Annotated in this window: 21 protein-coding genes; 10 read left to right on the top strand and 11 right to left on the bottom strand. The window is 69.7% G+C overall.

The window, feature by feature from the left end:
* Positions 1–61 precede the first annotated feature (61 nt).
* Positions 62–961 carry a pseudouridine-5'-phosphate glycosidase gene (locus ABT009_RS20450; protein WP_351297031.1) on the bottom strand — a complete coding sequence of 300 codons (900 nt, stop codon included), beginning with the start codon at positions 959–961 and terminating at the stop codon, positions 62–64.
* Positions 962–1,066: 105 nt separating this feature from the next.
* Between ABT009_RS20450 and ABT009_RS20445 the strand changes: the two genes are divergently transcribed.
* A complete protein-coding gene (locus ABT009_RS20445) occupies positions 1,067–1,498 on the top strand; it encodes a VOC family protein (RefSeq protein WP_351296450.1) in 432 nt (143 codons plus the stop codon).
* A 117-nt stretch (positions 1,499–1,615) separates the two neighbouring features.
* On the opposite strand, the gene ABT009_RS20440 is transcribed toward ABT009_RS20445, so the two are convergent.
* The 5 genes from ABT009_RS20440 to ABT009_RS20420 form a co-directional block, all read right to left on the bottom strand.
* Positions 1,616–1,879 carry a GlsB/YeaQ/YmgE family stress response membrane protein gene (locus ABT009_RS20440; protein ID WP_351296447.1) on the bottom strand — a complete coding sequence of 88 codons (264 nt, stop codon included), beginning with the start codon at positions 1,877–1,879 and terminating at the stop codon, positions 1,616–1,618.
* Positions 1,880–2,122: 243 nt separating this feature from the next.
* A complete protein-coding gene (locus ABT009_RS20435) occupies positions 2,123–3,385 on the bottom strand; it encodes an MFS transporter (protein WP_351296445.1) in 1,263 nt (420 codons plus the stop codon).
* Entirely contained in the window at positions 3,382–3,534 is a 153-nt protein-coding gene (locus ABT009_RS20430) for a hypothetical protein (RefSeq protein WP_351296442.1), read from the bottom strand. Before ABT009_RS20430 ends, ABT009_RS20435 begins: the two co-directional genes overlap by 4 nt.
* Before the next feature lie 184 nt (positions 3,535–3,718).
* The gene (locus ABT009_RS20425; protein ID WP_351296439.1) at positions 3,719–4,294 is read right to left on the bottom strand and encodes a methylated-DNA--[protein]-cysteine S-methyltransferase; all 576 of its coding nucleotides are present in this window, start codon (positions 4,292–4,294) and stop codon (positions 3,719–3,721) included.
* 140 nt (positions 4,295–4,434) lie between these two features.
* Positions 4,435–5,307 carry a glycerophosphodiester phosphodiesterase gene (locus ABT009_RS20420; protein ID WP_351296436.1) on the bottom strand — a complete coding sequence of 291 codons (873 nt, stop codon included), beginning with the start codon at positions 5,305–5,307 and terminating at the stop codon, positions 4,435–4,437.
* A 283-nt stretch (positions 5,308–5,590) separates the two neighbouring features.
* On the opposite strand from ABT009_RS20420, the gene ABT009_RS20415 reads away from it, so the two are divergent.
* From ABT009_RS20415 to aroQ, 7 genes are all read left to right on the top strand, one after another.
* On the top strand, positions 5,591–6,442 hold the full coding sequence (locus tag ABT009_RS20415) for an MHYT domain-containing protein (protein ID WP_351296433.1): 852 nt from the start codon (positions 5,591–5,593) through the stop codon (positions 6,440–6,442).
* Between the two features lie 69 nt (positions 6,443–6,511).
* On the top strand, positions 6,512–8,668 hold the full coding sequence (uvrB, locus tag ABT009_RS20410; protein ID WP_351296430.1) for an excinuclease ABC subunit UvrB: 2,157 nt from the start codon (positions 6,512–6,514) through the stop codon (positions 8,666–8,668).
* Positions 8,669–8,867: 199 nt separating this feature from the next.
* Positions 8,868–9,446 (top strand): TerD family protein, encoded by a 579-nt coding sequence (locus ABT009_RS20405; RefSeq protein WP_351296427.1) that lies wholly within the window; start codon positions 8,868–8,870, stop codon positions 9,444–9,446.
* A 93-nt stretch (positions 9,447–9,539) separates the two neighbouring features.
* Positions 9,540–11,546, top strand: a complete 2,007-nt coding sequence (locus ABT009_RS20400) for a TerD family protein (RefSeq protein ID WP_351296424.1) — start codon at positions 9,540–9,542, stop codon at positions 11,544–11,546.
* 393 nt (positions 11,547–11,939) lie between these two features.
* Positions 11,940–12,944, top strand: coding sequence for a TerC/Alx family metal homeostasis membrane protein (locus ABT009_RS20395; protein ID WP_351296421.1), 1,005 nt, complete (start codon positions 11,940–11,942; stop codon positions 12,942–12,944).
* 295 nt (positions 12,945–13,239) lie between these two features.
* Positions 13,240–14,340 (top strand): calcium:cation antiporter, encoded by a 1,101-nt coding sequence (locus ABT009_RS20390; RefSeq protein ID WP_351296419.1) that lies wholly within the window; start codon positions 13,240–13,242, stop codon positions 14,338–14,340.
* A 132-nt stretch (positions 14,341–14,472) separates the two neighbouring features.
* The gene (gene aroQ, locus ABT009_RS20385) at positions 14,473–14,940 is read left to right on the top strand and encodes a type II 3-dehydroquinate dehydratase (RefSeq protein ID WP_351296416.1); all 468 of its coding nucleotides are present in this window, start codon (positions 14,473–14,475) and stop codon (positions 14,938–14,940) included.
* A gap of 45 nt (positions 14,941–14,985) precedes the next feature.
* On the opposite strand, the gene ABT009_RS20380 is transcribed toward aroQ, so the two are convergent.
* The 3 genes from ABT009_RS20380 to ABT009_RS20370 all read right to left on the bottom strand — a co-directional run bounded on the left by ABT009_RS20380 (position 14,986) and on the right by ABT009_RS20370 (position 17,656).
* Positions 14,986–15,714: an amino acid ABC transporter ATP-binding protein gene (locus tag ABT009_RS20380; protein ID WP_351296414.1), complete on the bottom strand. Its 729-nt coding sequence runs from the start codon at positions 15,712–15,714 to the stop codon at positions 14,986–14,988.
* An 86-nt stretch (positions 15,715–15,800) separates the two neighbouring features.
* Positions 15,801–16,784: an amino acid ABC transporter permease gene (locus ABT009_RS20375; protein WP_351296411.1), complete on the bottom strand. Its 984-nt coding sequence runs from the start codon at positions 16,782–16,784 to the stop codon at positions 15,801–15,803.
* Positions 16,781–17,656, bottom strand: a complete 876-nt coding sequence (locus ABT009_RS20370) for an ABC transporter substrate-binding protein (protein WP_351296408.1) — start codon at positions 17,654–17,656, stop codon at positions 16,781–16,783. Before ABT009_RS20370 ends, ABT009_RS20375 begins: the two co-directional genes overlap by 4 nt.
* A 249-nt stretch (positions 17,657–17,905) precedes the next feature.
* Here ABT009_RS20370 and ABT009_RS20365 point away from each other — a divergent pair, with 249 nt between their 5' ends.
* Complete coding sequence (locus tag ABT009_RS20365; RefSeq protein WP_351296405.1) at positions 17,906–18,892, top strand: aldo/keto reductase; 987 nt, start codon at positions 17,906–17,908, stop codon at positions 18,890–18,892.
* Between the two features lie 162 nt (positions 18,893–19,054).
* On the opposite strand, the gene ABT009_RS20360 is transcribed toward ABT009_RS20365, so the two are convergent.
* Together ABT009_RS20360 and ABT009_RS20355 are read right to left on the bottom strand one after the other, a co-directional pair.
* Complete coding sequence (locus ABT009_RS20360) at positions 19,055–19,711, bottom strand: MBL fold metallo-hydrolase (protein WP_351296402.1); 657 nt, start codon at positions 19,709–19,711, stop codon at positions 19,055–19,057.
* A gap of 22 nt (positions 19,712–19,733) precedes the next feature.
* On the bottom strand, positions 19,734–20,426 hold the full coding sequence (locus ABT009_RS20355) for a maleylpyruvate isomerase family mycothiol-dependent enzyme (protein ID WP_351296399.1): 693 nt from the start codon (positions 20,424–20,426) through the stop codon (positions 19,734–19,736).
* 223 nt (positions 20,427–20,649) lie between these two features.
* On the opposite strand from ABT009_RS20355, the gene uvrA reads away from it, so the two are divergent.
* Complete coding sequence (gene uvrA, locus ABT009_RS20350) at positions 20,650–23,628, top strand: excinuclease ABC subunit UvrA (protein WP_351296396.1); 2,979 nt, start codon at positions 20,650–20,652, stop codon at positions 23,626–23,628.
* The last annotated feature ends 22 nt before the right edge of the window (positions 23,629–23,650 follow it).

Genomic DNA, 23,650 nt, shown 5'->3' with positions numbered 1-23,650 from the left:
CCAGCCGCACCGGTGCCTGAAGCCGTCGGCGTCGCGCCCGACGCACAGTGATCGGTCGCAGTCACGCCGGGGACCAGGCCGCCGCGATGCGCGCCGCCAGCCGTACGTTGCCGCGCACCGCCGCCAGATTGGCGCGCAAGGACGCACCGTCGGTGTGCCGCACCAGGTAGTCCAGCAGAAACGGTGTGACCGCCTGCCCTGTGACGCGCTGCTCGTCGCAGGCCCGCAGCGCGTCGGCGAGCACGCGCGCGTGCAGCGCGGGATCGAGCTGCTCGGCTTCGGGCACGGGGTTGGCGACGATCAGCGCCGACTCGGGGGCGCCGAGCGCGTCCTGGGCCCGCATGACGTCCGCGACCTCGCCGGGCGAGTTCAGCGTCCACTCGACCGGATGTCCAGAGTCGGACAGATAGAAGCCGGGGAAGCGCGCCGTGCCGTACCCCGCCACCGCCACCCCCAGCGTCTCCAGGCGCTGGAGCGTCGCAGCCACGTCCAGGATCGACTTCACGCCTGCGCACACCACCGTGATGCGGGTACGGGCCAGCAGCCCCAGGTCGGCCGACTCGTCCTGTGTCACCGTCCACTCGCGGTGCACCCCGCCGAGCCCGCCCGTCGCGAACACCCGTACTCCCGCGCGCGCGGCGAGCAGCGCCGTCGCCGACACGGTCGTGGCCCCGCTCGCTCCCGCAGCGACCGCGAGGGCGAGATCCCGGTGGCCCAGTTTGCGGATCCCGTCCTCGTTGGCGACCCGCTCCAGCTGCTCCTTGTCCAGACCGACATGGGGCCGCCCGTCCAGCACGGCGATCGTCGCGGGAACGGCGCCCTCCGTGCGTACGACCGCCTCGAGCTCCAGCGCCACCTGCAGATTGTGCGGGCGCGGCAGCCCGTGAGCGATGATCGTGGACTCCAGCGCCACGACCGGCCGCCGCGCCCCGACCGCCTCCCGTACTTCCTCGGACACCATCAGCACGCGCCTGCCTCCTGCCTGTCGGTCTCCCCCTCATCCCTGGCAGCCGGGGCGCCCGGTCAAACCCTTGTGCGGCGCAGGAGACCGCAGCAGCCTGGGGGCATGACAGATATCGCGCGCCTCGACCACGTCGTCCTCTGGGTGAGCGATCCGCTCGCGTCGGCGGAGTTCTACGAGAAGGTGGTGGGACTGACGCCGCTGCGACTGACGGAGTTCGCCCAGGGAAAGGTCTCCTTCCCGTCCGTGAGGCTCAACGAGGAGACCATCTTCGACCTGGCGCCGCTGTCCCTGGCCGAGCGGATGGACGCAGTCCCCGGCGCGGCCGACAGCGCCGGGCACCCCGTGAACCATGTCTGCATCTCCCTGCCCGGAGAGGACTTCGACGCCTTGCACACCCGGCTGGAGGAGCGCAACACGCCCATTTCGGAGTTCTCCTACGACGCGTTCGGCGCCCGCGGGAACGCCCGGCGCAGTTTCTACTTCCGTGACCCGGACGGCAACATCTTCGAGGCCCGGCACTACGACCCGGCATGACGCCGCGCCGGCGTGACGCCTGACGATGTGCCATCACGTGCTACGGCACCGTTCAGCATCGGGCGGCCAGGGCACGGGAGCCGCCGGGGCGTCGGCTGCCTGGGCCGCCGTAAGGCGTCAGCGGCGAACGCGTCCGCGGTCGAGCAGTGCGATCCCCAGCGCCGCCAGGCCGATCTGGATCAGCCACTCGGCCCAGTCGACACCATCGGTGTCGGCCACTCCGATTCCTGCAGCGATCGCCGAGCCGAGCAGCGCGGCCACGATGCCCACCAGAATCGTCAACAGGATGCCGATCCGCTGTCGGCCGGGAAGCACGAGGCGCCCCAGGGCGCCGATGAGGATGCCGATCACTATCGCGCTGATGATGCCGGAGATCTCCATGCGTCCACGACTCCCTCTGCATACCGGCGAGCGGGCAGCGTCAGGCTTCTGTCCCTGCCCCCGCCACGCCTTCCCACGCCAGGTGGGTTCCCCAACCGCCTTCCCCGTGTGGCGGGTTCCAGTCCGGGCGTGCGGAAGCACAACGGCGCGCTTGCTGGTGAAACTGCGAACCATGCACCTCGGGGCGCCCGGTGCGTTGTGCACCGTCATGCACCTTGAACCGCTGCTCGCACCTTGAACCGCTCAGCGAGCGCGGGTGAACAGAGCGAGCGCGGCGAGCGGCAGGAGCAGGCCGGCGGCGATCAGGTTGAGCCAGCCGTAGCTCGCCTGCGCCACCACGAGTCCGGCCGCCGCGCCGCCGAGGCCCGCCGCCGTGTTCATCGTCAGGTCCGAGAGGCCCTGCGCAGCGGCCCGCGCGGGCCCCGGGACGGAGTCGGTGAGCAGCGCGGAACCAGAGACCAGCCCCGCTGACCAGCCCAGTCCCAGCAGAAAAAGGCCCGCCGCGCTCTGCCCATGGCTGCCTCCCGCAGTGCCCGCGAGCAGCGCCGCGCAGGCCAGAAGTCCGACGGACAGTCCGATCACGGAGAGCCGGCCGAACCGGTCCGAGAGCCTCCCCATCACTGGCGAGAACCCGTACATGCCCGCAATGTGCACACTGATCACCAGTCCGATGAGGTCGATGCTCGCGCCGTGATGGCCCAGGTCCACCGGGGTCATCGACATGACCGCGACCATCGCGGTGTGCGAGACGGCGACCGTCGCCAGCGCGAGCCGGGCGCGTGGCGAGGCACGGACCGCGGCGATGCCCGCCCGGATGGAGCGGCCTTCGGCGGACTGCTCATCGTCGGGGGAGAGGGCGCGAGCCGTCAGAAGTGGGTCGGGGCGCAGCAGGACCAGCACCAGCACCGCCGCGACGAGGAAGACGCCTGCGGCCCAGAGGAAGGGGCCAGCGGCCGCGGGTATGCCGAGTCCGGACGCGCCGGCGCCCGCGGGCGCCGCGATGTTCGGGCCCAGGACCGCCCCGATCGTTGTCGCCCACACGACGTTCGCAATGGCTCGGGCCCGCCGCTGGGGCTCCACCAGATCCGCGGCCGCGAACCGCGCCTGCAGATTGGCTGACGAGGCCGCACCGAACCCTGCCATGCCCACCAACAGGAGTGGAAAGCTCCCCATGACTGCGGCCGCGACGACGACCCCCGCGCCCAGCGCTCCGATCAGATAAGCCAGCACCAGACCGGGCCGGCGGCCGCGGGCGGTCATCAGCGCGGCCAGCGGCACCGACAGCAGCGCCGTGCCCGCGACGGTCGCCGTGGGCGCGAGCCCGGCCAGCGCCTCGGTGCCGCTGACCTGCTGGGCCAGTACGGCGGCCAGGGCGATGCCGGTGGCCACGCCCAGCCCGCCGAGTATCTGACTGGCGATCAGCACGACGGATATACGGCGTCGCAGGGCGGCCATCGCATGCGGTGCGACGGACGCGGCGGCAGGCCGTTTCTCGGTCGTGCTCATCGCGCGCACCCCTGGTCGCCCGCCGAGGCGCGTGCGGCCACGGAGACACCGGCGACGGGCGTCGGCGCGGGCAGCAGAAGCCGGTGCCGGACCGGCAGCCACCGGGCGTACGCACGCGGCTGGGGCACGAGGGATGTGGAGGAGGTCACCGGCGCAGTGTGTCAGCCCGCACTGACATCCGGACACGGGTTATCGCTCAGGGCTCATTTCGGCTCTGGGCTGGGCTGGACGTTCCCCGTAGCGGTCTTCAGCCCCGCGTTGGGCGTTCCTCTCTGCTTCCCGCAGCGGTCTGATCAGGAGCGGGAGCGGGAGGGATCGGTCATCGCATCCCGCTCAGAACAGCGGCTGCGGCAGCACCCCCTCCAGGGCGAGGAGGTGCCGCTTGGTCTCCAGGCCGCCGCCGAACCCACCGATGCCGCCGTCGCTTTCCACCACCCGGTGGCACGGCACGACGACCGGCAGGGGATTGGCACCCATGGCTGCCCCGACCGCCTGTGCCGCGCCGGGCTGGCCCACCCGGGCCGCAAGGTCGCCATAGCCCACGAGCGCGCCGTACGGGACGGCTGCTGCCAGTTCGCGCAGGACCTGGCGGTTGAAGCCGGAGACCAGGGTCCAGTCCAGCGGGAGCTCGAAATCGTGCCGCTCACCGGCGAAGTACGCGGCGAGCTGACGTATGGGCTCGGCCAGCAGCGGCGAGTCGGGTGCCTCGACCGGCTCGGTGCCCAGACGCGCTGCGAGCGCTTCGACCGCTTTGTCCCGCACCGCTTCGGACGCGTGGAAGACGACGTTGACCAGGCCGTCCTCGGTCGCGGCCAGCAGCAGCGGTCCGATGTCGGTGCGGACGACGGTCCACACGACCCGCTGCCCGGACTGCCCGTTCTGCTGTCCGTCCTGCCCATGGCTGTTCATGCGGACCACCGTACGACCCGGCACTGACAACGACCCGGCACCGGCCGTGGCGCCGGGGTGCGGACGGGCACCGCCTCCGCCCGCACCACCGGGACACCACCGGCCCCCGGCCCATCGGATGACGGCCGACGAGGCCGGATTCAGTCCTCGGTCACGGCGCTGCGTACGACGTCAGGGGCGTTCGTGATGATGCCGTCCACGCCGAAGCCTGCCGCCCGCCGTGCGTTCGCCGCGCTGTCGACGGTCCAGGTGGAGATCTCCAGCGGCTTGCCGTGCGGTCCCTTGAGGGCATGGATCGCGGACACGTAGTCGGCGGAGATCGAGGTGTGCGTCGCATTGATCTGGTCGGCGAACTCGGCGTACTTCGGCAGGTCTGCTGTCGCCGGTGTGCCGAGGAAGCCCGTCTTGATATCGGGCCGCAGAGCGTGCACCGTCTGCACGCTCTGCGCGCTGAAGCTCTGGATGACGAGCTTGCTGCTGACGTGGGCGCGGTCGAGCCAGCCCTCGTTGCGCAGCACATGCAGGGTCTGCTGCTCGATGCCCGGGTACAGCTCCGGCTTCTTGATCTCCAGGACGAGCTTCTGGTGGTTGTGCGAGAGCCGGTTCATGTACTGCTTGAGCGTCGGCACGCGCGCGCCGGCGTACTCGGGGCCGAACCAGCTGCCCGCGTCGAGCCGTGCGATCTCCGCCGTTGTGAAGTCCGCGACCTTCCACGGGGCGCGGTCCGGGAAGACCTCCTCGACGTTCGTCGTCCGCTTCAGATTGTCGTCGTGGATCACCACGAGCTCGCCGTCCTTGGTGCGCTGGACGTCGTTCTCGACCCACCGGAACCCCATGTCGGCCGCCAGGTCGACGGCTGCGAGAGTGTTCTCCGGGGCGTATGCGGAGGCCCCGCGGTGGGCGATGACCAGCGGTTCGTCGTGCTCGGCGGCGTGAGCGGAGGCTGTGGGGAGGATGAGTGCGATGCCCCCCAGGAGCGCGGCGGTGGTTGCTGCGGCAGGGCGTGCGTACACGTGTACTCCTCGCGTTCGTCAGATCACACACTGAGATCATGGACTGCTCGAGCGTGACAGCGGAGGAGCAACGGAAGACAGGTGCAGGATGGCCAGACGCTGAACAGAGGTGCGCGAGGCCGGTTGTGTGCCCGCACGCGCGCGATGGCTACGAATTCTTTGCAGGAAAATCGCTCGCCCGTTCCGGGCGGGCCATACTCTCTGCCTCGAGTACGCCCGCTCAGGCGACCATGAGTCATGGGCCCACAGAGATCGCAGGGCACAAAGGGTGGAAGGGTTGCGCATGCAGGGCACGGTCGACGGATTCAGCTATGGACTCGTCACCCCGGTGGTGGCGTATGTGATGGCCTGTCTTGGCGGCGCGCTCGGCCTGCGGTGCACGACCAGAGCGCTGCGCACGCCGTCCTGGCGGCCGGGCTGGCTGGCACTCGGCTCGGCGGCGATCGGGTCCGGAATCTGGACCATGCACTTCGTCGCGATGATGGGCTTCACCGTCAAAGGGGCCCCCATCCACTACGACAAGCCGATGACCTTCGCGTCCCTGGGGCTCGCGGTCGTCATGGTCGGCATCGGGATCTTCATCGTCGGCTACCGGGGCGCCAAAGGTGCGGCCCTCTTCACCGGAGGCACCATCACGGGGCTCGGGATCGCCTCCATGCACTACCTGGGAATGGCCGGAATGCGTCTGCCCGGGGAGCTGCAGTACAACACCCTGATGGTCGCCGTGTCGGTGGTGATCGCCATGGCGGCCGCCACCGCGTCGCTGTGGGCCGCCGGCCAGGTCAGGGGATTCCGGTGGAGCCTGGGCGCGAGTCTCGTCATGGGCCTTGCCGTCAGCGGCATGCACTACACAGGCATGGCGGCCCTCCGTGTCCAGCTGGACAGTCCGACCGGATCTCACGCAGACCACTCATCGGCCGAGATGCTTGCGCCCATGATGATCGGCCCGCTGGTCATCCTCGTCGTGGCCGGCGCCGTCGTGATACTCGACCCGCTGCTGGTGACGGGCAGGCCCGCCTGGCACGGGCACGGGCACGGCACCACCGACGCACCGGTCCCCCCGGCCCACTCGCCCGCGCGCGCCGGTCATCGTCCGCCGCGCTCCGGCCGCGCACGGACCCCTCAGAGCTGGTGACCAGGGCCTGACCTGCACAAACCCGGTGATGCGCCCGCGTTGTCAGTGGGGGGTCGTACGGTGGATTCCATGCGGCCCGTATCCAAGATCGAACGCACGGTGGCGCCCTTCGAGGTCGTCAGCCCCTACCAGCCCAGCGGTGACCAGCCGGCGGCCATCGCCGAGCTGGAGCGGCGCATCAGCGCAGGTGAGAAGGATGTCGTCCTGCTCGGTGCGACCGGCACCGGCAAGTCGGCGACCACCGCGTGGATGATCGAGAAGCTACAGCGTCCCACGCTCGTGATGGCGCCGAACAAGACGCTGGCCGCCCAGCTGGCGAACGAGTTCCGCGAGCTGCTCCCGAACAACGCCGTCGAGTACTTCGTCTCGTACTACGACTACTACCAGCCCGAGGCGTACGTCCCGCAGTCCGACACCTACATCGAGAAGGACTCCTCGATCAACGAGGAGGTCGAGCGCCTGCGCCACTCCGCGACGAACTCGCTGCTGACCCGTCGCGACGTCGTCGTGGTCGCCTCGGTCTCCTGCATCTACGGCCTCGGCACTCCGCAGGAGTACGTGGACCGCATGGTCCCGCTCAAGGTCGGCGACGAGATCGACCGTGACGACATGCTGCGCCGCTTCGTCGACATCCAGTACACACGCAACGACGTGGCGTTCACCCGGGGCACCTTCCGGGTCCGCGGCGACACCATCGAGATCTTCCCGGTCTACGAGGAACTGGCCGTCCGCATCGAGATGTTCGGCGACGAGATCGAGGCCCTCTCCACGCTGCATCCGCTGACCGGCGAGGTCATCAGCGACGACGAGCAGCTCTATGTCTTCCCGGCATCGCACTACGTGGCGGGCCCGGAGCGCATGGAGAAGGCCGTCAACGGCATCGAGAAGGAGCTCGAGGAGCGCCTCGCCGAGCTGGAGAAGCAGGGCAAGCTCCTGGAGGCCCAGCGGCTGCGCATGCGCACCACCTACGACCTGGAGATGCTCCGCCAGATCGGCTCCTGCTCCGGCGTCGAGAACTACTCGATGCACTTCGACGGCCGCGAGCCCGGCTCCCCGCCCAACACCCTCCTGGACTACTTCCCGGACGACTTCATGCTCGTCATCGACGAGTCGCACAACACGGTCCCGCAGATCGGCGCCATGTACGAGGGCGACGCCTCCCGTAAGCGCACCCTCGTCGAGCACGGCTTCCGGCTGCCGTCCGCCCTCGACAACCGGCCGCTGAAGTGGGAGGAGTTCCAGGAGCGCATCGGGCAGACCGTGTACCTGTCGGCGACCCCCGGCAAGTACGAGCTCTCGCGCGCTGACGGGTACGTCGAGCAGATCATCCGCCCCACCGGCCTGGTCGACCCGGAGGTCGTGGTCAAGCCCACCCAGGGGCAGATCGACGACCTGGTGCACGAGATCCGGAAGCGCACCGAGAAGGACGAGCGGGTCCTGGTCACCACGCTCACCAAGAAGATGGCCGAGGACCTCACGGACTACTTCCTGGAGCTGGGCATCCAGGTCCGCTATCTCCACAGCGACGTCGACACCCTGCGCCGCGTCGAGCTCCTTCGCGAGCTGCGGTCCGGCGAGTTCGACGTGCTGGTCGGCATCAACCTGCTGCGTGAGGGCCTCGACCTCCCCGAGGTCTCCCTGGTGTCGATCCTCGACGCCGACAAGGAGGGCTTCCTGCGCTCGGGCACTTCGCTGATCCAGACCATCGGCCGAGCGGCGCGCAATGTCTCCGGCCAGGTCCATATGTACGCCGACAAGATCACCCCGGCGATGGAGAAGGCCATCGAGGAGACCAACCGCCGCCGGGAGAAGCAGGTCGCGTACAACACGGCGAACGGTATCGATCCGCAGCCGCTCCGCAAGAAGATCAACGACATCGTGGCGACCATCGCGCGCGAGGAGGTCGACACCGAGCAGCTGCTGGGAACGGGATACCGCCAGACAAAGGACGGCAAGGGCGGCAAGGTGCCGGTGCCCTCGCGTGCCGGCGCCGCGGCCGCGGCCGGCAAGGGCGCCAAACCGGCCAAGTCCGCCAAGGGCAAGGTGAAGGAGACCGTGCCCACGGACCGTCCTGCGGCCGAACTGGCCGGGCAGATCGAGGAGTTGACCGAGCGGATGCGTGCCGCTGCCGCCGATCTGCAGTTCGAGATTGCGGCGCGGCTGCGCGACGAGGTGTCGGAGATGAAGAAGGAGCTGCGGCAGATGAAGGAGGCGGGCCTGGCCTGACAGCCGATCTCCGGGATCCGGCGCTCACCGAGTCCGGCCGGGCCGAAGCCGACGAGGTGCCCGAGGCGGCGAACTCCGATGTGTTGCAAGACCGACACAAAGTGCTGTCCGGCGGGCGGCACTGTCAGTGGCCGTGCATAGGGTGCTGAGCAACCGCACTGACTGCGGTTCAGGGGAGAGTTCGAGAGGGGAACAGCACGTGACGGTCAACATGACCAAGGGTCAGGCCATCAGTCTGCAGAAGAACGACGGGGGCACCCTGACCGCGGTGCGTATGGGTCTCGGCTGGCAGGCGGCCCCGAGGCGTGGACTGTTCGGTTCGCGCACTCGGGAGATCGACCTCGACGCCTCGGCCGTGCTGTTCGCGGACAAGCAGCCGGTGGACGTCGTGTTCTTCCGCCACCTCGTCAGCGACGACGGCTCCGTGCGGCACACCGGTGACAATCTCGTCGGCGGTGTGGGCCAGGGTGGGGACGACGAGGCGGTCCTCGTCGACCTGCAGCGCATCCCGGTCCACATCGACCAGATCGTCTTCACGGTGAACTCGTTCACCGGCCAGACGTTCCAGGAGGTGCAGAACGCGTTCTGCCGCCTGGTCGACGAGACCAACGGCCAGGAGCTCGCTCGCTACACGCTCAACGGTGGCGGCGCGTACACGGCACAGATCATGGCAAAGGTGCACCGCGCCGGCTCGGGCTGGCAGATGACCGCCCTGGGCACGCCGGCCAATGGCCGCACCTTCCAGGACCTGATGCCGGCGATCCTGCCGCACCTGTAGCCACGGCGGGCGGGCGCGGCCCGCCCGAGCGCACACGGCACGAACACGAGCACCGGCGGCACAGCAAGCTGCTCGAAGAGGGGGACGAAGGCGATGACGGCCGAGCTGGTCCGGGGGCAGAACCATGCCCTCACCCACACCCGTCTGGAAATACGGGTGTCGGCCGGCACGCCGGTCGTGGCGGGCGCCACGCTGAGCGACGAGCAGGGCAGCGTGCCCGGCGCGGAATGGGTGGTCCATCCCGGATCACCGATCCTGCCCGGGCTCGAGGTCTCCAAGCAGGCCGCGGCCGACCACCGTCTCGCGGTGGACCTGGGCGTGCTGCCGGAGACGGTGCACCGGGTCAGTGTGCTGCTCGCGCTGCCTGTGGGCGTCGGGGGCCCGGTCCGCTTCGGCGCCGTGGCCGCCCCCTTCGTGGCGGTCACCGGACTCGACGGCAGCGAGGTCGCCAGCTACACCATCACGGGGCTGGACGTCGAGTCCGCCGTGGTCGCTCTGGAGCTCTACCGCCGCCAGGGCGCCTGGAAGGTGCGCGCCATCGGCCAGGGATACGCGGGCGGCCTCGCCGCGCTGCTGACCGACCAGGGCCTGGCGGGAGCCGCGCCTCAACTTGCACAAGCAATCAACGACGCCGTGGCGCGAGGGCTCGCCCGCTCGGTCGCGCCGCCGCCACCGCGCACATCGGACGAGACACGGGTGCGTACGGCATCACCTGGGGCGGGTGCAACGGGCGCGGGGGGCGGGCCCGGCACGGCTCCGGCGGGCCCTTCGGATGCGGCGCCGCCCGCAGGGTCACCCAGCCCCATGGATCCCGTATCTGCAGCTTCCGGCGCCCAGACCGCCGCACCGGGTGGCAGCGCGGCGCCCTCTTCCGGCGGCTCCATCGACTACACGCATCCGCGCCGCCAGACCACCGCGCCTCCGCCGCCACCGCCCACCACGCCGCCCGCCGGGCCTGGGCAGGCGGCCCAGCCGGTCGCGGGCGACGCCACGGGCTGGTCCATGGAGGAGCGGCTCTACAACCAGGTGTGGGGCATGTTCGAGGACCTTGCCCGGACGGCCGCGGCCTACCGCAGCGCCGTCGACTTCGCCGACTCCCGCATGGAGCAGGAGCTCGACAAGGTCCTCTCCGACCCGCGCAGCCGCATCGGCGGCGCCGGTGACGCGGCGCGCGAAGCAGCCCGCGCCAGACACGCCCAACTCGTGGAGCAGGCACGGCAGGTACTCGACCGGGACCTCGCCCAGCTCCGTGCCGAGGCCGACGTCGTCGAGCCCGCCCTTCCCCCTGCCTACGCCCGCTGGGACAACCCGGTCTGGCATGCCTACCGGGCACCGACGGAGATACCGATGGCCCTGCGCCTGGGCGACCTCCATCTGCCCGAGCGCACCGATCTCCGGATTCCGATGCTCGTGCGGCTGCCGCTGGAGCGGGGCCTTTGGATCGACAGCGGCCGTTCCTCTTCGGGCTCCGCCTCGTTCGCCGACTCCGGGCAGCTGCGCCGCCTGGCCCTGGACGCGGCCGTCGCCCATGCCGCGCGCCTGCTCGCCGCCTACCCGGCGGGCGAGTTCACCGTGCACGTGATCGATGCCGCCGGTTCCGGTGCCGGTCCGCTCGGCCCACTCGTGGCGGCCGGTGTGCTGGCCGGGCCGCCGGCCGTCGGTCCGGCGGGCGTCTCGGGCGTGCTCGCCAAGCTCACCCAGCGCGTGGACCTGGTGCAGATGGCGATCCGCAGCGGCGCCACGGACGCACTGCCGCCCGACCTGGACACCGCGCAACAACTGCTGATCGTCAACGACTTCCCGCACGGCTTCGACGACCGCGCCGTGACACAGCTGCGCTATCTCGCGGACGAGGGTCCGGACGTCGGCGTACACCTGATGCTGGTGGCTGACCGCGAGGACGCCGCGGCGTACGGTCCGTTGCTCGACCCTCTGTGGCGGTCGATGCTGCGCCTGACGCCGGTCCCCGACGATCACCTGGCCGACCCGTGGGTCGGTCACGCGTGGACGTACGAGCCGCCGCTCGTCCCGCCTGGCAGCCAGGTTCTGCATCATGTGCTGAACCAGGTCGCTGCCGCACGCCGACCGTGGAACCGCTGAGGACGCCGAGGACTCCCTGGGAAGCCGCTGAGCGTTCCTGAGGACCCCTGAGCACCCCGCTGCGGGTCGGCTCGCCGCGTCAGCGGCGGTCCCTCCCTGCGTCAACCCGGCAACCGGGCCTGCATCCCAAGTGAGGTCGAAGAGCGCCTTTGACCTGCGGATTTGGGCTGTGCTTTACCTCACCCTTTACCTTTCCTTGGTAATTCAAGTAGTGTGTTCTCCGCGGAGGGGAGTACTCCTGCTGCGGCGTACCCGTCAATACGGACCAGGCCAGGTCCCGGGGCGCCGGCCCGAGGCGCACGCGCACATCATGCGCGACACATGCCTCCTGGGTGGAAGAGACCTCCGGCAGCGACGCGCTGAGAAATGACGTTACGTACTGCCGGAGGCGCAGTGGATGTTTCCCTGACCCTATGGGTCCTCACAATCCTGGGCCTGAGTGCCCTGATCGCGGTCGACTTCTTGATCGGCCGCAAACCCCATGACGTATCGATCAAGGAAGCCGGGATCTGGACGGTCGTCTGGATCGCCCTCGCGGCCCTGTTCGGGCTCGGGCTGCTGGTCTTCGGGGGCGGTCAGCCCGCCGGAGAGTTCTTCGCGGGCTTCATCACCGAGAAGTCGCTGAGCGTCGACAACCTCTTCGTCTTCGTTCTGATCATGGCGAAGTTCGCGGTGCCATCGCAGTACCAGCAGCGCGTACTGCTCGTCGGCGTGCTGATCGCCCTGGTCCTGCGCGCGGTGTTCATCGCGGCGGGTGCCGCGATCATCGCCAGCTTCTCGTGGGTCTTCTACATATTCGGCGCGTTCCTGATCTACACCGCCTGGAAGCTGATCCAGGAGGCCAGGGCCGACGATGAGGACGAGGAGTACGAGGAGAACCGGCTGCTCAAGGCCGCCGAGAAGCGCTTCGGGGTGGCCGACCGCTACCACGGCACCAAGCTGTGGATCCAGCAGAACGGCAAGCGCGTCATGACGCCGATGCTGGTCGTGATGCTGGCGATCGGCACCACGGACGTGCTCTTCGCGCTGGACTCGATTCCCGCGATCTTCGGTCTCACCGAGGACCCGTACATCGTCTTCACCGCCAACGCCTTTGCCCTGATGGGTCTGCGGCAGCTGTACTTCCTCATCGGCGGGCTGCTCAAGAAGCTGGTCCACCTCAGCTACGGGCTGTCGGTCATCCTCGGCTTCATCGGCGTCAAGCTGGTGCTGCACGCCCTGCACGAGTCGGGCGTGCATGTCCCGGAGATCTCCATACCGGTCTCGCTGGGCGTCATCTGTGCCGTCCTGATCGTCACGACCATCACCAGCCTGATGGCGTCCAGGAAGCAGGCCGAGGCCGAGTCCGCGGAGGCAGCGGAGGTTGCCGAGACCTCGAAGAACAGTGTCGGCAGCTGACGGCAGCTGCGGTTGACAGCGGGTGCGGGCGATTGAGCCCGGCACCGTCGGCGGCAGAGGAATCGGCCGCCGACGGTGGCCCCCGGCCGCGGCGGCGTGCGTGGCCGTGCCCATCGGCCATCGCGCTGTCGCCGGCTGCGGCCGCCGGCCGGGGTGCTGTCAGTCGACGGCGGAAGCCCCCCGTAGGCAGGAAGGCAGGAGGCATTCGGCGGCAGGCGCTCGGCAGCAGATCGCCCGCGGCTCGCCGTGCGTGCCTGGAATGCACCATCTGTACTCGTCTGAAAGCATCAGGATCATGATCGTACGGCTCCGGGAACTGGCGGCGCACTGGACGACCGTCATGCCTTTGTTCGCAGTGCTGCTGCTGGTCGCCACCTGGGGACGCTCCGTTCCCGGAGCCGTCGTCGTCCTCATGACGCTGGTGCTCGCGGCCGCGGTGCTCGCCGCGGTGCACCACGCCGAGGTGGTCGCACACCGCGTCGGCGAACCCTTCGGCTCGCTCGTCCTCGCCGTGGCGGTGACGGTCATCGAAGTCGCGCTGATCGTCGCGCTCATGGCGGACGGCGGCGCCAAGAGCGCCACGCTCGCCCGGGACACCGTCTTCGCCGCCGTGATGATCACCTGCAACGGCATCGTCGGCCTGACCCTGCTCGTGGCCGCGCTGCGCCATCGCGTGGCTGTGTTCAACCCGGAGGGAACGGGCGCCGCCCTCGCGACCGTGGCCACGCTGGCCACCCTCAGCCTGGCGCTGCCGACCTTCACGACCAGCAAGCCGGGGCCCGAGTTCTCCACGGCCCAGCTCGTCTTCGCCGCGCTGGCCTCAGTGGTGCTCTACGGCCTGTTCGTCGCCACGCAGACGATCCGGCACCGCGACTACTTCCTTCCGATGACCAGGAAGGGCGAGGTGATCGACGCGGACCAGCACGCGGAAGCCCCGTCCGCCCGGATCGCCCTCATCAGCCTTCTTCTCCTGGGATGTGCACTCGTCGGCGTCGTCGGCCTCGCGAAGGGCGTGTCACCGACGATCGAGTCCGGCGTGGAGGCGGCCGGAATGCCGCACTCGGTGGTCGGCGTCATCATCGCGCTGCTCGTGCTGCTGCCCGAGACCATCGCCGCGTTGCGTGCCGCCCGCCGCGACCGGGTGCAAACCAGTCTGAACCTGGCCCTGGGATCGGCGATGGCCAGCATCGGGCTGACCATTCCCGCAGTGGCGTTGGCCTCCTTGTGGCTGTCGGGGCCGCTCGTCCTTGGGCTCGGCTCCGTCCACCTGGTGCTGCTCGCCCTCACGATCGGGGTCAGCATCCTCACCGTTGTGCCGGGCCGCGCGACCCCGCTGCAGGGCGGTGTCCACTTGGTGCTGTTCGCGGCGTACTTGGAGCTGGCGATCACGCCTTAGCCAGCGGCGCTCCATCCCAGAGCGGCGGCCCGGAGCACCGTGATAGACCGGTCTCGACAGCACCGAACGCAGCCGCAGGACGCAGCCGCAGGCCCAGGCCGAACGCGGCTGCCGATCGACACAGGAGGACCCGTGCCCCGCACCTTCGCCAGCGCCCCCATCATGATCCTCAACGGGCCCAACCTGAACCTCCTCGGCCAGCGGCAGCCGGAGATCTACGGCTCCGACACCCTCGCCGACGTCGAGGCGCTGTGCGCCAAGGCGGCGGCCGCGCACGGCGGCGCCGTCGACTTCCGTCAGTCGAACCACGAGGGCGAGTTGGTCGACTGGATCCACGAGGCCCGCCAGAACCACGTCGGCATCGTGATCAACCCGGCCGCCTACTCCCACACCTCCGTGGCGATCCTGGATGCCCTCAACACCTGTGACGGTATGCCGGTGTTGGAGGTCCACATCTCCAACATCCACCAGCGCGAGGAGTTCCGGCACCACTCGTACGTCTCACTGCGTGCGGACGGCGTCATCGCGGGCTGCGGCGTCCAGGGGTACGCGTTCGCCGTTGAACGAGTGGCCGCGCTGGTCGCGCAGCGCACGGCGTAGCGACCACGCCCCGCGCGAGGGGCGACACACGCCCCGCGCGAGGGGTTACAGCCGCCCCGCCTCAACGATCCGCCGTAGGAACCGTCTCGTACGCTCCTGCTGCGGATCGCCGAAGACCTCGTCCGCCGTGCCCCGCTCCAGAACCACCCCACCGTCCAGAAAACAGACCTGGTCAGCGACGTCCCGTGCGAAGCCCATCTCATGGGTGGCGATGACCATGGTCATCCCGTCGTCCTTCAGATCCCGGACGACGCTCAGGACCTCACCCACCAGTTCGGGATCGAGGGCCGCGGTGATCTCGTCGAGCAGCAGCAGCCGGGGGCGGACCGCCAACGCCCGTACGATCGCGGCCCGCTGCTGCTGTCCGCCGCTCAGCCGGTCCGGATACTCACCGGCCTTCGCACCCAGACCCAGCCGTTCCAGCAGCTCACGCGCCTGCTCCTCCGCCGCCGCGCGGTCCACGCCGTGCACCCGGCGCGGGGCGAGCGTCACGTTGTCGAGCACTGTCATGTGCGGAAAGAGGTTGTAGGCCTGGAAGACCACACCGATGCGCCGGCGGACCGCGTCATGGTCGGTCCGGGGATCGGTGATCTCCTCGCCGTCCAGGAAGACGGCCCCGTCGTCGATCTCCTCCAGGAGGTTCGCGCAGCGCAGCAGCGTGGACTTCCCGGACCCGGAGGCGCCGATCAGCGCCGTCACGGTGTGCGGAGCGACCTCCAGGTCCACATCGCGCAGCACCACTGTGCGTCCGAAGGTCTTACGCACCGACTCCATGCGCAACACCGGTGTCCCGGCCGCGGGCACAGGCGTTCCCGCCGCCGACGCAGGCACTGCGCCCGCCGGCTCAGACTTCCCCGCCGTCATACGATCCCTCCCTGTGCCCGGCGCCGGTCCATGCGGGCCGTCACCCAGTCCGTGAAGCGCGTCATCGGGATCGTCAGCGCGACGAAGAGCAGGCCGGCGACGACGTACGGCGTGAAGTTCCAGTCCTTGCCGACGATGATCTGGGCCGCGTACACGGCGTCGACCGCGCCCCCGATCGAGACGAGGCCGGTGTCCTTCTGCAGGGACACCAGATCGTTCAGGAGGGGCGGCACCACGCGCCGCACCGCCTGCGGCAGCACCACGTACCGCAGTGCCTGCCCGTTGCTGAGCCCCAGCGAGCGGGCGGCGGCGCGCTGCGAGGGATGCACGGACTCGATCCCGGCGCGGAACACCTCGGCGACATACGCCGAATACGTCAGCACCAGCCCGATGCCGCCCAGCACCACCGGGTCATTGGGGGTGCCCTGCAGCCGCAGCGCCGGCAGACCGAAGATCACCATCAGCAGGCAGATGATGAGCGGCAGGCCGCGGAAGAAGTCCGTGTACGCGGCCGCCAGGACCCGTAGAGGGAAGAAGACCGGGCCGCGCAGCGTGCGCGCAACAGCCAGCAGCAAGCCGATGACCAGCACCGACGCGCCGCACACGACCAGCAGCCGCAGATTCAGCCACAGCCCCTCCAGCACCTGGGGGAGCGCCACGCGCGCGTAGTGGGCGCTGAAGAACGTCTCCTTCGTGGTCGGCCAGCCCGGCGAGTTGGTGACGACGAGATATAGCACGGTCGCGGAGGCCAGGGTGCTGAGCGCGGCGACGGCGGTCGCGCGGCGGGTCCGGGAGCGCTTGTAGCGCTCCCGCTCGATACGGCGCTGCGAGGGGACGTACCCATCGGTCACCGTCTCCTCGCCGGCCCGTCCGCCGCCGTCCCCGGTCCGGTCGCCATCGATTCCGACCCGGCCGCCACCAACCCCGGCCCGGTCGTCCCGAGTGCCGTCGTCCTTCGACAGCCCCTCGCTCACGGTCATTTGAGCACCGGTGCGTCGACGACGTCAGAGAGCCACTTCTGCTCCAGTGCCGCGAGCGTGCCGTCCTTGCGCAGGGCGTCCACCGCACCGGTCACGCACGAGGTGAGCGAGCTGCCCTTGGCCAGGACGAGCCCGAACTGCTCCGGCTCACCCCCGGCGTCCTCGAACTGCCCGACCACCTCGGCGTCCGTTACTTCGGCACTGGTGATGTAGAACGCGGTCGGCAGGTCGACGACGATGGCGTCGACCTGACCGTTCTTCAGCGCCGACTTGGCGAAGTCGTTCTTCTGGTAGACGGCCGGCTTCTGCTTGGGCTGCACGACGTCGTTGATGTAGTCCAGGCTCGTGGTGCCCACCTGGGCGCCGAGCTTGAAGCCCTTCAGGTCGGCCACGCTCTTCGCGTCCGCGGCCTTGGACGACTTCAGCGCGATGACCGCCTGGCGCACGGTGTAGTAGCCGGAGGAGAAATCGACGGCCTTCTTGCGGGCGTCGCTGATGGACACCTGGTTGATGTCGAAGTCGAACTTCTTCTCACCTGGCGCGAAGGAGCTGTTGAACGGCACGGTCTGCCAGACGACATCGCTCTTGCCGTAGCCGAGCTGCTTCGCCACGGCGTACGCCACAGCCGACTCGTAGCCCTTGCCATTGGCCGGATCGTCGTCCTGGAACCACGGCGCGTACGCGGGCTTGTCGGTGCCGACGGTCAGCTTCCCGGACGTCTGCGTGGGCAGTCCGCCCTTGGCGCAGGTCTCCTTGGCGGAGGGCTTGTCCGCGGCATTCTCCTCGGGCTGAGGCGCACAGCCCGCGGCCGCCGCGAGCAGAAGGACGGCGGAGCAGGCGTAAACGCGCAGGGCGCGGTGAGCGAGGTGCATGGCGGGAGAATTACCGTTTGCGCAGCGGTCTGTCGAGATCACACCGATAACGTTCCGCATACTGGGAACGGGCGTTGCGGCCGTGTGAACGCACCGTGTCAACGGGCTTCTTGGGCTCCTGCGCCCCCTGCCCGTCGAGCCGTCATCACATTTCTTCCGTTGGCCCGAAGACCTTGCCCTCGCGTGCGCTCCAAGTCGCAGACTCCCGTTCAAAGCCCGGGACTACGGGCCCGAACGGGAGGGGACCCCGTGAAGTACCGCACCATAGGCACCGATCCGAAAACCCGACGCGAGGTGAGCGTGCTTGCTCTCGGCGCGATGCTCTTCGGTTCGCAGACGGACGAGAAGACCTCCTTCGCCATCCTGGACCGCTATGTCGAGGCCGGCGGGACGTTCATCGACACCTCCGACAACTACGCCTTCTGGATCGACGGCAGTCAGGGCGGGCAGAGCGAGGAACTGCTCGGACGCTGGCGGCGCAGCCGGGGCGTCGGCGACGAGATCGTCATCGCCACAAAGCTGGGCGCGCGGCCGCTCGCGCCCGGCACCAGCTACGTCGACAATCCGGAGGGGCTGTCCCCGAAGGTGATCCGGGAGTCCGCCGAGCGCAGCCGGGAGCGGCTCGGGGTGGACAGGATCGACCTCCTCTACGCGCACGTCGAGGACCGGACCGTCCCCCTGCGCGACACCGTCGAGGGCTTCGCCGAACTGGTGGCCGAAGGGACGGTAGGGCTGCTCGGGGTGAGCAACCACGCGATCTGGCGGGTGGAGCGGGCCCGCGCTCTCGCCGCGGCGGCCGGGCTGCCGGGCTACGAGGTCCTGCAGTACCAGCACAGCCACCTCAGGCCGCGCACCGATGTGCCCGAGCCGATCTTCCCGGACGGCAGCCTCGGCCATGCCGGCGCCGAGCTGCTCAGCTACCTGCGGGCCGAGCCCGGCCTGACCCTGGTCGCCTACTCGCCCCTGCTCAAGGGCGCCTACGCCAGGGAGGACAGGCCGCTGCCGCCGGACTACGAACACCCGGGAACACCCACCCGGCTCGCGGTGCTGCGCGAGGTCGCCAAGGAGACCGGGGTGACCGTCAACCAGGTCGTGCTGGCCTGGCAGATCGGCGGCAGCCTGCCCGTGATCCCGCTGGCCGGGGCGTCGTCGGTGGCGCAGTTGGAGGAGAACCTGGCCGCGGTGGAACTGGAGTTGACGGAGGATCAGCGGGCCCGGCTGGACGCGGCGCACTAGCGCGCGGGGACACGCGCAGCACCAACGTGCAGGGACACACCCACGGCAGCGGGGGGTTCCTCCGGCGAGGCCGCGGATACGGGTGAGGACGGACCGACGGATCGCCTTCGCCGTGTCCGGCTACGAGCCCGCGGTGCACGCGCGCCGGGCAGGTGGCGCGCGTTACCAGCCCCGCGCGCGCCACTCCGGCAGATGCGGGCGCTCCGAGCCCAGCGACGTGTCGTTGCCGTGCCCCGGGTACACCCACGTCTCGTCCGGTAGCGGCTCGAAGATCTTCGTCTCCACGTCGTGCAGGAGGCTGGCGAAGGCCTTCGGGTCCTTGCGGGTGTTGCCGACGCCGCCCGGGAACAGGCAGTCGCCCGTGAACACGTGCGGGTGCCCGTGCGGGTCGTCGTAGACGAGGGCGATCGAGCCGGGGGTGTGGCCCACCAGGTGTCGGGCGGTGAGCTCGACGCGGCCCACGCGGATCGTGTCGCCGTCCTCGACCAGCACGTCGGTCGGGACGGGGATGCCCTCCGCGTCGTACCGCCCGGCATAGGTGCGTGCGCCCGTGGCCTCCACCACCTGCGCCAGCGCCTGCCAGTGGTCGCCGTGCCGGTGCGTGGTGACGACGGACGTGATGCCGTCGTCACCGATCAGCGTCAGCAATGTCTCCGGCTCGGCGGCCGCGTCGATCAGCAACTGCTCGTCCGTGGCCCGGCAGCGCAGCACATAGGCGTTGTTGTCCATGGGGCCGACCGCGACCTTGGAGATCATCAGGTCCTGCAACTCGTGCACGTCCGCAGGTCCGCCGACCTTCACCGCTCCGCTGTACGTCATGCCAGTCAGCCTACTCAGCGGATCACAGGGGTGGCAGTACGGGAAGGGGTCCGCCCGCGGCCGTGAGGCCCGAGCCGTCGCGGCGGCCCGCGAGCCAGCCGAGGAGGTCGGCCTGGCGGCCCGTCACGGTGATCGCGTCCCCGTCCTTGCGCGCGCGGCCCGTGGGGATCTCGCGGCCGTCGTCCTGCCGGATGAGGACGGCCGGTACGCCGGGGTGTCCGCGGAAGCGTTCCGTCAGGAAGTCGATCTCCCGCTGGACGAACTCCTCCGGCAGGTCCTCCAGCTCGTATCCGATGCCGAGGTCCACGTGGTGCAGCTCGACCTCGATCCACCGCCGGAACGGCACCCGGGACGCCGCATCCGTCACGCCGTTGCGCAGCTTCACCGTGCGGGACCAGTCGGCGGGGGTCGCGCCCGCCTCCTGGAAGCGGGCGGCGCTCTCGCGCAGGTCCGTGAGCTGTTCCCCGAGCCGGCGCGAGGCGTCCCGCTCGATGTCGGCCTCCCGCTGCTCGGGGGTCGCGTACATGGGGCGACCGGCGAGGACGTTCACGAGCGCGTCGGCGTTGCGGGCGAGGTGAGCGAGGATGTGGCCGCGGGTCCAGCCGGGAAGCCGTGACGGCTCGGCGACGGACGCGTTGTCCAGTTCGGCGGCTGCGTTCAGCAGCCGGTCGGTCGCGTCACGTACAGACGCCAGGTCGCGCACATGATCGTTCATGGGGCCGACGATAGCCCCGCCACACGTTCGGGTGAAGGTGGTGGAGCGCCGACCAAAATCGAATGCGCGTGCTATAAGCTCGAGCGCGGCGTCGGGCATGCTGGAAGGTCCGGAATTGTTACCAACCAGCGAAACCCATCCGGCGCTGTCGGTGGCTCCCCCTAGTCTGTGAGAGACGGGGGCCCCGCCCCTGTCGCTTCTCTCAAGAAAGGTGCGGACCGGCGTGGCCGACCGTCTCATCGTCCGTGGAGCGCGCGAGCACAACCTGAAGAACGTCTCGCTCGACCTCCCGCGCGACTCCCTCATCGTCTTCACGGGTCTGTCCGGGTCGGGCAAGTCGTCGCTCGCCTTCGACACGATCTTCGCCGAGGGCCAGCGGCGGTACGTCGAGTCGCTCTCCTCGTACGCCCGGCAGTTCCTCGGGCAGATGGACAAGCCGGACGTCGACTTCATCGAGGGCCTCTCCCCGGCCGTCTCGATCGACCAGAAGTCGACCTCGCGCAATCCGCGCTCGACGGTCGGCACCATCACCGAGGTCTACGACTACCTGCGCCTGCTCTTCGCGCGCATCGGCAAGCCGCACTGCCCCGAGTGCGGCCGCCCCATCTCGCGCCAGTCGCCGCAGGCGATCGTCGACAAGGTCCTCGAGCTGCCCGAGGGCAGCCGCTTCCAGGTCCTCTCGCCTCTCGTGCGCGAGCGCAAGGGCGAGTTCGTCGACCTCTTCAGCGACCTGCAGACGAAGGGCTACAGCCGGGCCCGCGTCGATGGCGAGACGATTCACCTCAGCGACCCACCGAAGCTGAAGAAGCAGGAGAAGCACACCATCGAGGTGGTCGTCGACCGCCTCACGGTGAAGGACGGCGCCAAGCGCCGCCTGACCGACTCCGTGGAGACGGCCCTCGGCCTCGCCGGCGGCATGGTCGTGCTCGACTTCGTCGACCTCCCCGAGGACGACCCCGAGCGCGAGCGCATGTACTCGGAGCACCTCTACTGCCCGTACGACGACCTGTCCTTCGAGGAGCTCGAGCCCCGCTCCTTCTCCTTCAACTCGCCCTTCGGCGCCTGCCCCGAGTGCACCGGCATCGGCACGCGCATGGAGGTCGACCCCGAGCTGATCGTCCCCGACGAGGAGAAGTCCCTCGACGAGGGGGCCATCCACCCCTGGTCGCACGGCCACACCAAGGACTACTTCGGGCGTCTGATCGGGGCGCTCGCCGACGCCCTCGGCTTCCGTACCGACATCCCGTGGGCAGGGCTGCCGCAGCGCGCCAAGAAGGCCCTGCTGTACGGGCACAAGACGCAGATCGAGGTGCGGTACCGCAACCGGTACGGCCGCGAGCGGCGGTACACGACCCCGTTCGAGGGCGCCGTCACGTTCGTGAAGCGGCGGCACAGCGAGGCCGAGAGCGACGCCAGCCGCGAGCGCTTCGAGGGCTACATGCGCGAGGTGCCCTGCCCCACCTGTGAGGGCACGCGCCTCAAGCCGATCGTGCTCGCTGTCACGATCATGGAGAAGTCCATCGCCGAGGTCTCGGCCATGTCGATCAGCGACTGCGCGGACTTCCTGGGCGAGCTGAAGCTCAGCGCCCGTGACAAGAAGATCGCCGAGCGGGTCCTGAAGGAGGTCAACGAGCGGCTGCGCTTCCTGGTCGACGTGGGCCTCGACTACCTGTCGCTGAACCGTGCGGCCGGCACGCTGTCCGGCGGCGAGGCCCAGCGCATCCGTCTGGCCACCCAGATCGGCTCCGGTCTCGTCGGCGTGCTCTACGTTCTCGACGAGCCGTCCATCGGCCTGCACCAGCGCGACAACCACCGGCTCATCGAGACCCTGGTCCGGCTGCGCGACATGGGCAACACGCTCATCGTCGTCGAGCACGACGAGGACACCATCAAGGTCGCGGACTGGGTCGTCGACATCGGCCCGGGCGCCGGTGAGCACGGCGGCAAGGTCGTGCACAGCGGCCCGCTCGCGGAGCTGCTGACCAACAGCGAGTCGATGACCGGCCAGTACCTGTCCGGCAAGAAGTCCATCGTCCTGCCCGACATCCGCCGGCCCGTCGACCCGAAGCGTCAGCTCACGGTGCACGGTGCCCGTGAGAACAACCTGCAGGACATCGATGTGTCGTTCCCGCTCGGCGTCCTCACGGCCGTCACGGGCGTCTCCGGCTCCGGCAAGTCCACGCTGGTCAACGACATCCTCTACACGCACCTCGCGCGAGAGCTGAACGGCGCCCGGAGCGTTCCGGGACGGCACACGCGCGTCGACGGCGACGACCTCGTCGACAAGGTGGTGCACGTCGACCAGTCGCCCATCGGCCGTACGCCGCGGTCGAACCCGGCGACGTACACCGGCGTCTTCGACCACGTCCGCAAGCTGTTCGCGGAGACGACGGAGGCGAAGGTGCGCGGCTATCTGCCGGGCCGCTTCTCCTTCAACGTCAAGGGCGGCCGCTGCGAGAACTGCTCCGGTGACGGCACCATCAAGATCGAGATGAACTTCCTGCCGGACGTGTACGTCCCGTGCGAGGTCTGCCACGGCGCGCGCTACAACCGGGAGACCCTGGAGGTGCACTACAAGGGCAAGTCCATCGCCGAGGTGCTGGACATGCCGATCGAGGAGGCCCTCGGCTTCTTCGAGGCAGTGCCCGCGATCGCCCGCCACCTGAGGACGCTCAACGACGTCGGTCTCGGATACGTCCGTCTCGGCCAGCCCGCGCCCACGCTCTCCGGCGGTGAGGCCCAGCGTGTGAAGCTCGCGAGCGAGCTGCAGAAGCGTTCCACGGGACGCACGGTGTATGTCCTGGACGAGCCGACCACGGGTCTGCACTTCGAGGACATCAGCAAGCTGATCTCGGTGCTGTCCGACCTGGTCGACAAGGGCAACACGGTCATCGTCATCGAGCACAACCTCGACGTGATCAAGACCGCCGACTGGGTCGTCGACATGGGCCCCGAGGGCGGCAACGGCGGCGGCCTCGTCGTCGCGGAGGGCACGCCGGAGCAGGTCGCCGGGGTTCCGGCGAGCCACACCGGCAAGTTCCTGCGCGAGATCCTTGGCGCCGACCGCATCAGCGACGCGTCGTCGACCACGGCGCCGCGCAAGACGGCGGCCAGGAAGACCGTCGCGGTCAACTCCACGCCGAGGAAGACGGCCACGGCCAAGACCGCGGCCAAGAAGGCGGCGGCGTCCCGGAAGGCCTGAGCCGCCCAGCGCGCGGCGCCGT

The organism is Streptomyces sp. NPDC002896 (assembly GCF_040295225.1).
GTDB lineage: Bacteria > Actinomycetota > Actinomycetes > Streptomycetales > Streptomycetaceae > Streptomyces.
This window is presented reverse-complemented; position numbering and strand designations above follow the sequence as displayed.

Excerpts from the sequence above, each read along its gene's own strand:
- ABT009_RS20450 (WP_351297031.1), bottom strand. The coding sequence starts at position 961 with ATGGTGTCCGAGGAAGTACGGGAGGCGGTCGGGGCGCGGCGGCCGGTC.
- ABT009_RS20445 (WP_351296450.1), top strand. The coding sequence starts at position 1,067 with ATGACAGATATCGCGCGCCTCGACCACGTCGTCCTCTGGGTGAGCGAT.
- ABT009_RS20440 (WP_351296447.1), bottom strand. The coding sequence starts at position 1,879 with ATGGAGATCTCCGGCATCATCAGCGCGATAGTGATCGGCATCCTCATC.
- ABT009_RS20435 (WP_351296445.1), bottom strand. The coding sequence starts at position 3,385 with ATGAGCACGACCGAGAAACGGCCTGCCGCCGCGTCCGTCGCACCGCAT.
- ABT009_RS20425 (WP_351296439.1), bottom strand. The coding sequence starts at position 4,294 with ATGAACAGCCATGGGCAGGACGGACAGCAGAACGGGCAGTCCGGGCAG.
- ABT009_RS20415 (WP_351296433.1), top strand. The coding sequence starts at position 5,591 with ATGCAGGGCACGGTCGACGGATTCAGCTATGGACTCGTCACCCCGGTG.
- uvrB (WP_351296430.1), top strand. The coding sequence starts at position 6,512 with ATGCGGCCCGTATCCAAGATCGAACGCACGGTGGCGCCCTTCGAGGTC.
- ABT009_RS20400 (WP_351296424.1), top strand. The coding sequence starts at position 9,540 with ATGACGGCCGAGCTGGTCCGGGGGCAGAACCATGCCCTCACCCACACC.
- ABT009_RS20390 (WP_351296419.1), top strand. The coding sequence starts at position 13,240 with ATGATCGTACGGCTCCGGGAACTGGCGGCGCACTGGACGACCGTCATG.
- ABT009_RS20380 (WP_351296414.1), bottom strand. The coding sequence starts at position 15,714 with ATGGAGTCGGTGCGTAAGACCTTCGGACGCACAGTGGTGCTGCGCGAT.
- ABT009_RS20375 (WP_351296411.1), bottom strand. The coding sequence starts at position 16,784 with ATGACCGTGAGCGAGGGGCTGTCGAAGGACGACGGCACTCGGGACGAC.
- ABT009_RS20370 (WP_351296408.1), bottom strand. The coding sequence starts at position 17,656 with ATGCACCTCGCTCACCGCGCCCTGCGCGTTTACGCCTGCTCCGCCGTC.
- ABT009_RS20360 (WP_351296402.1), bottom strand. The coding sequence starts at position 19,711 with ATGACGTACAGCGGAGCGGTGAAGGTCGGCGGACCTGCGGACGTGCAC.
- ABT009_RS20355 (WP_351296399.1), bottom strand. The coding sequence starts at position 20,426 with ATGAACGATCATGTGCGCGACCTGGCGTCTGTACGTGACGCGACCGAC.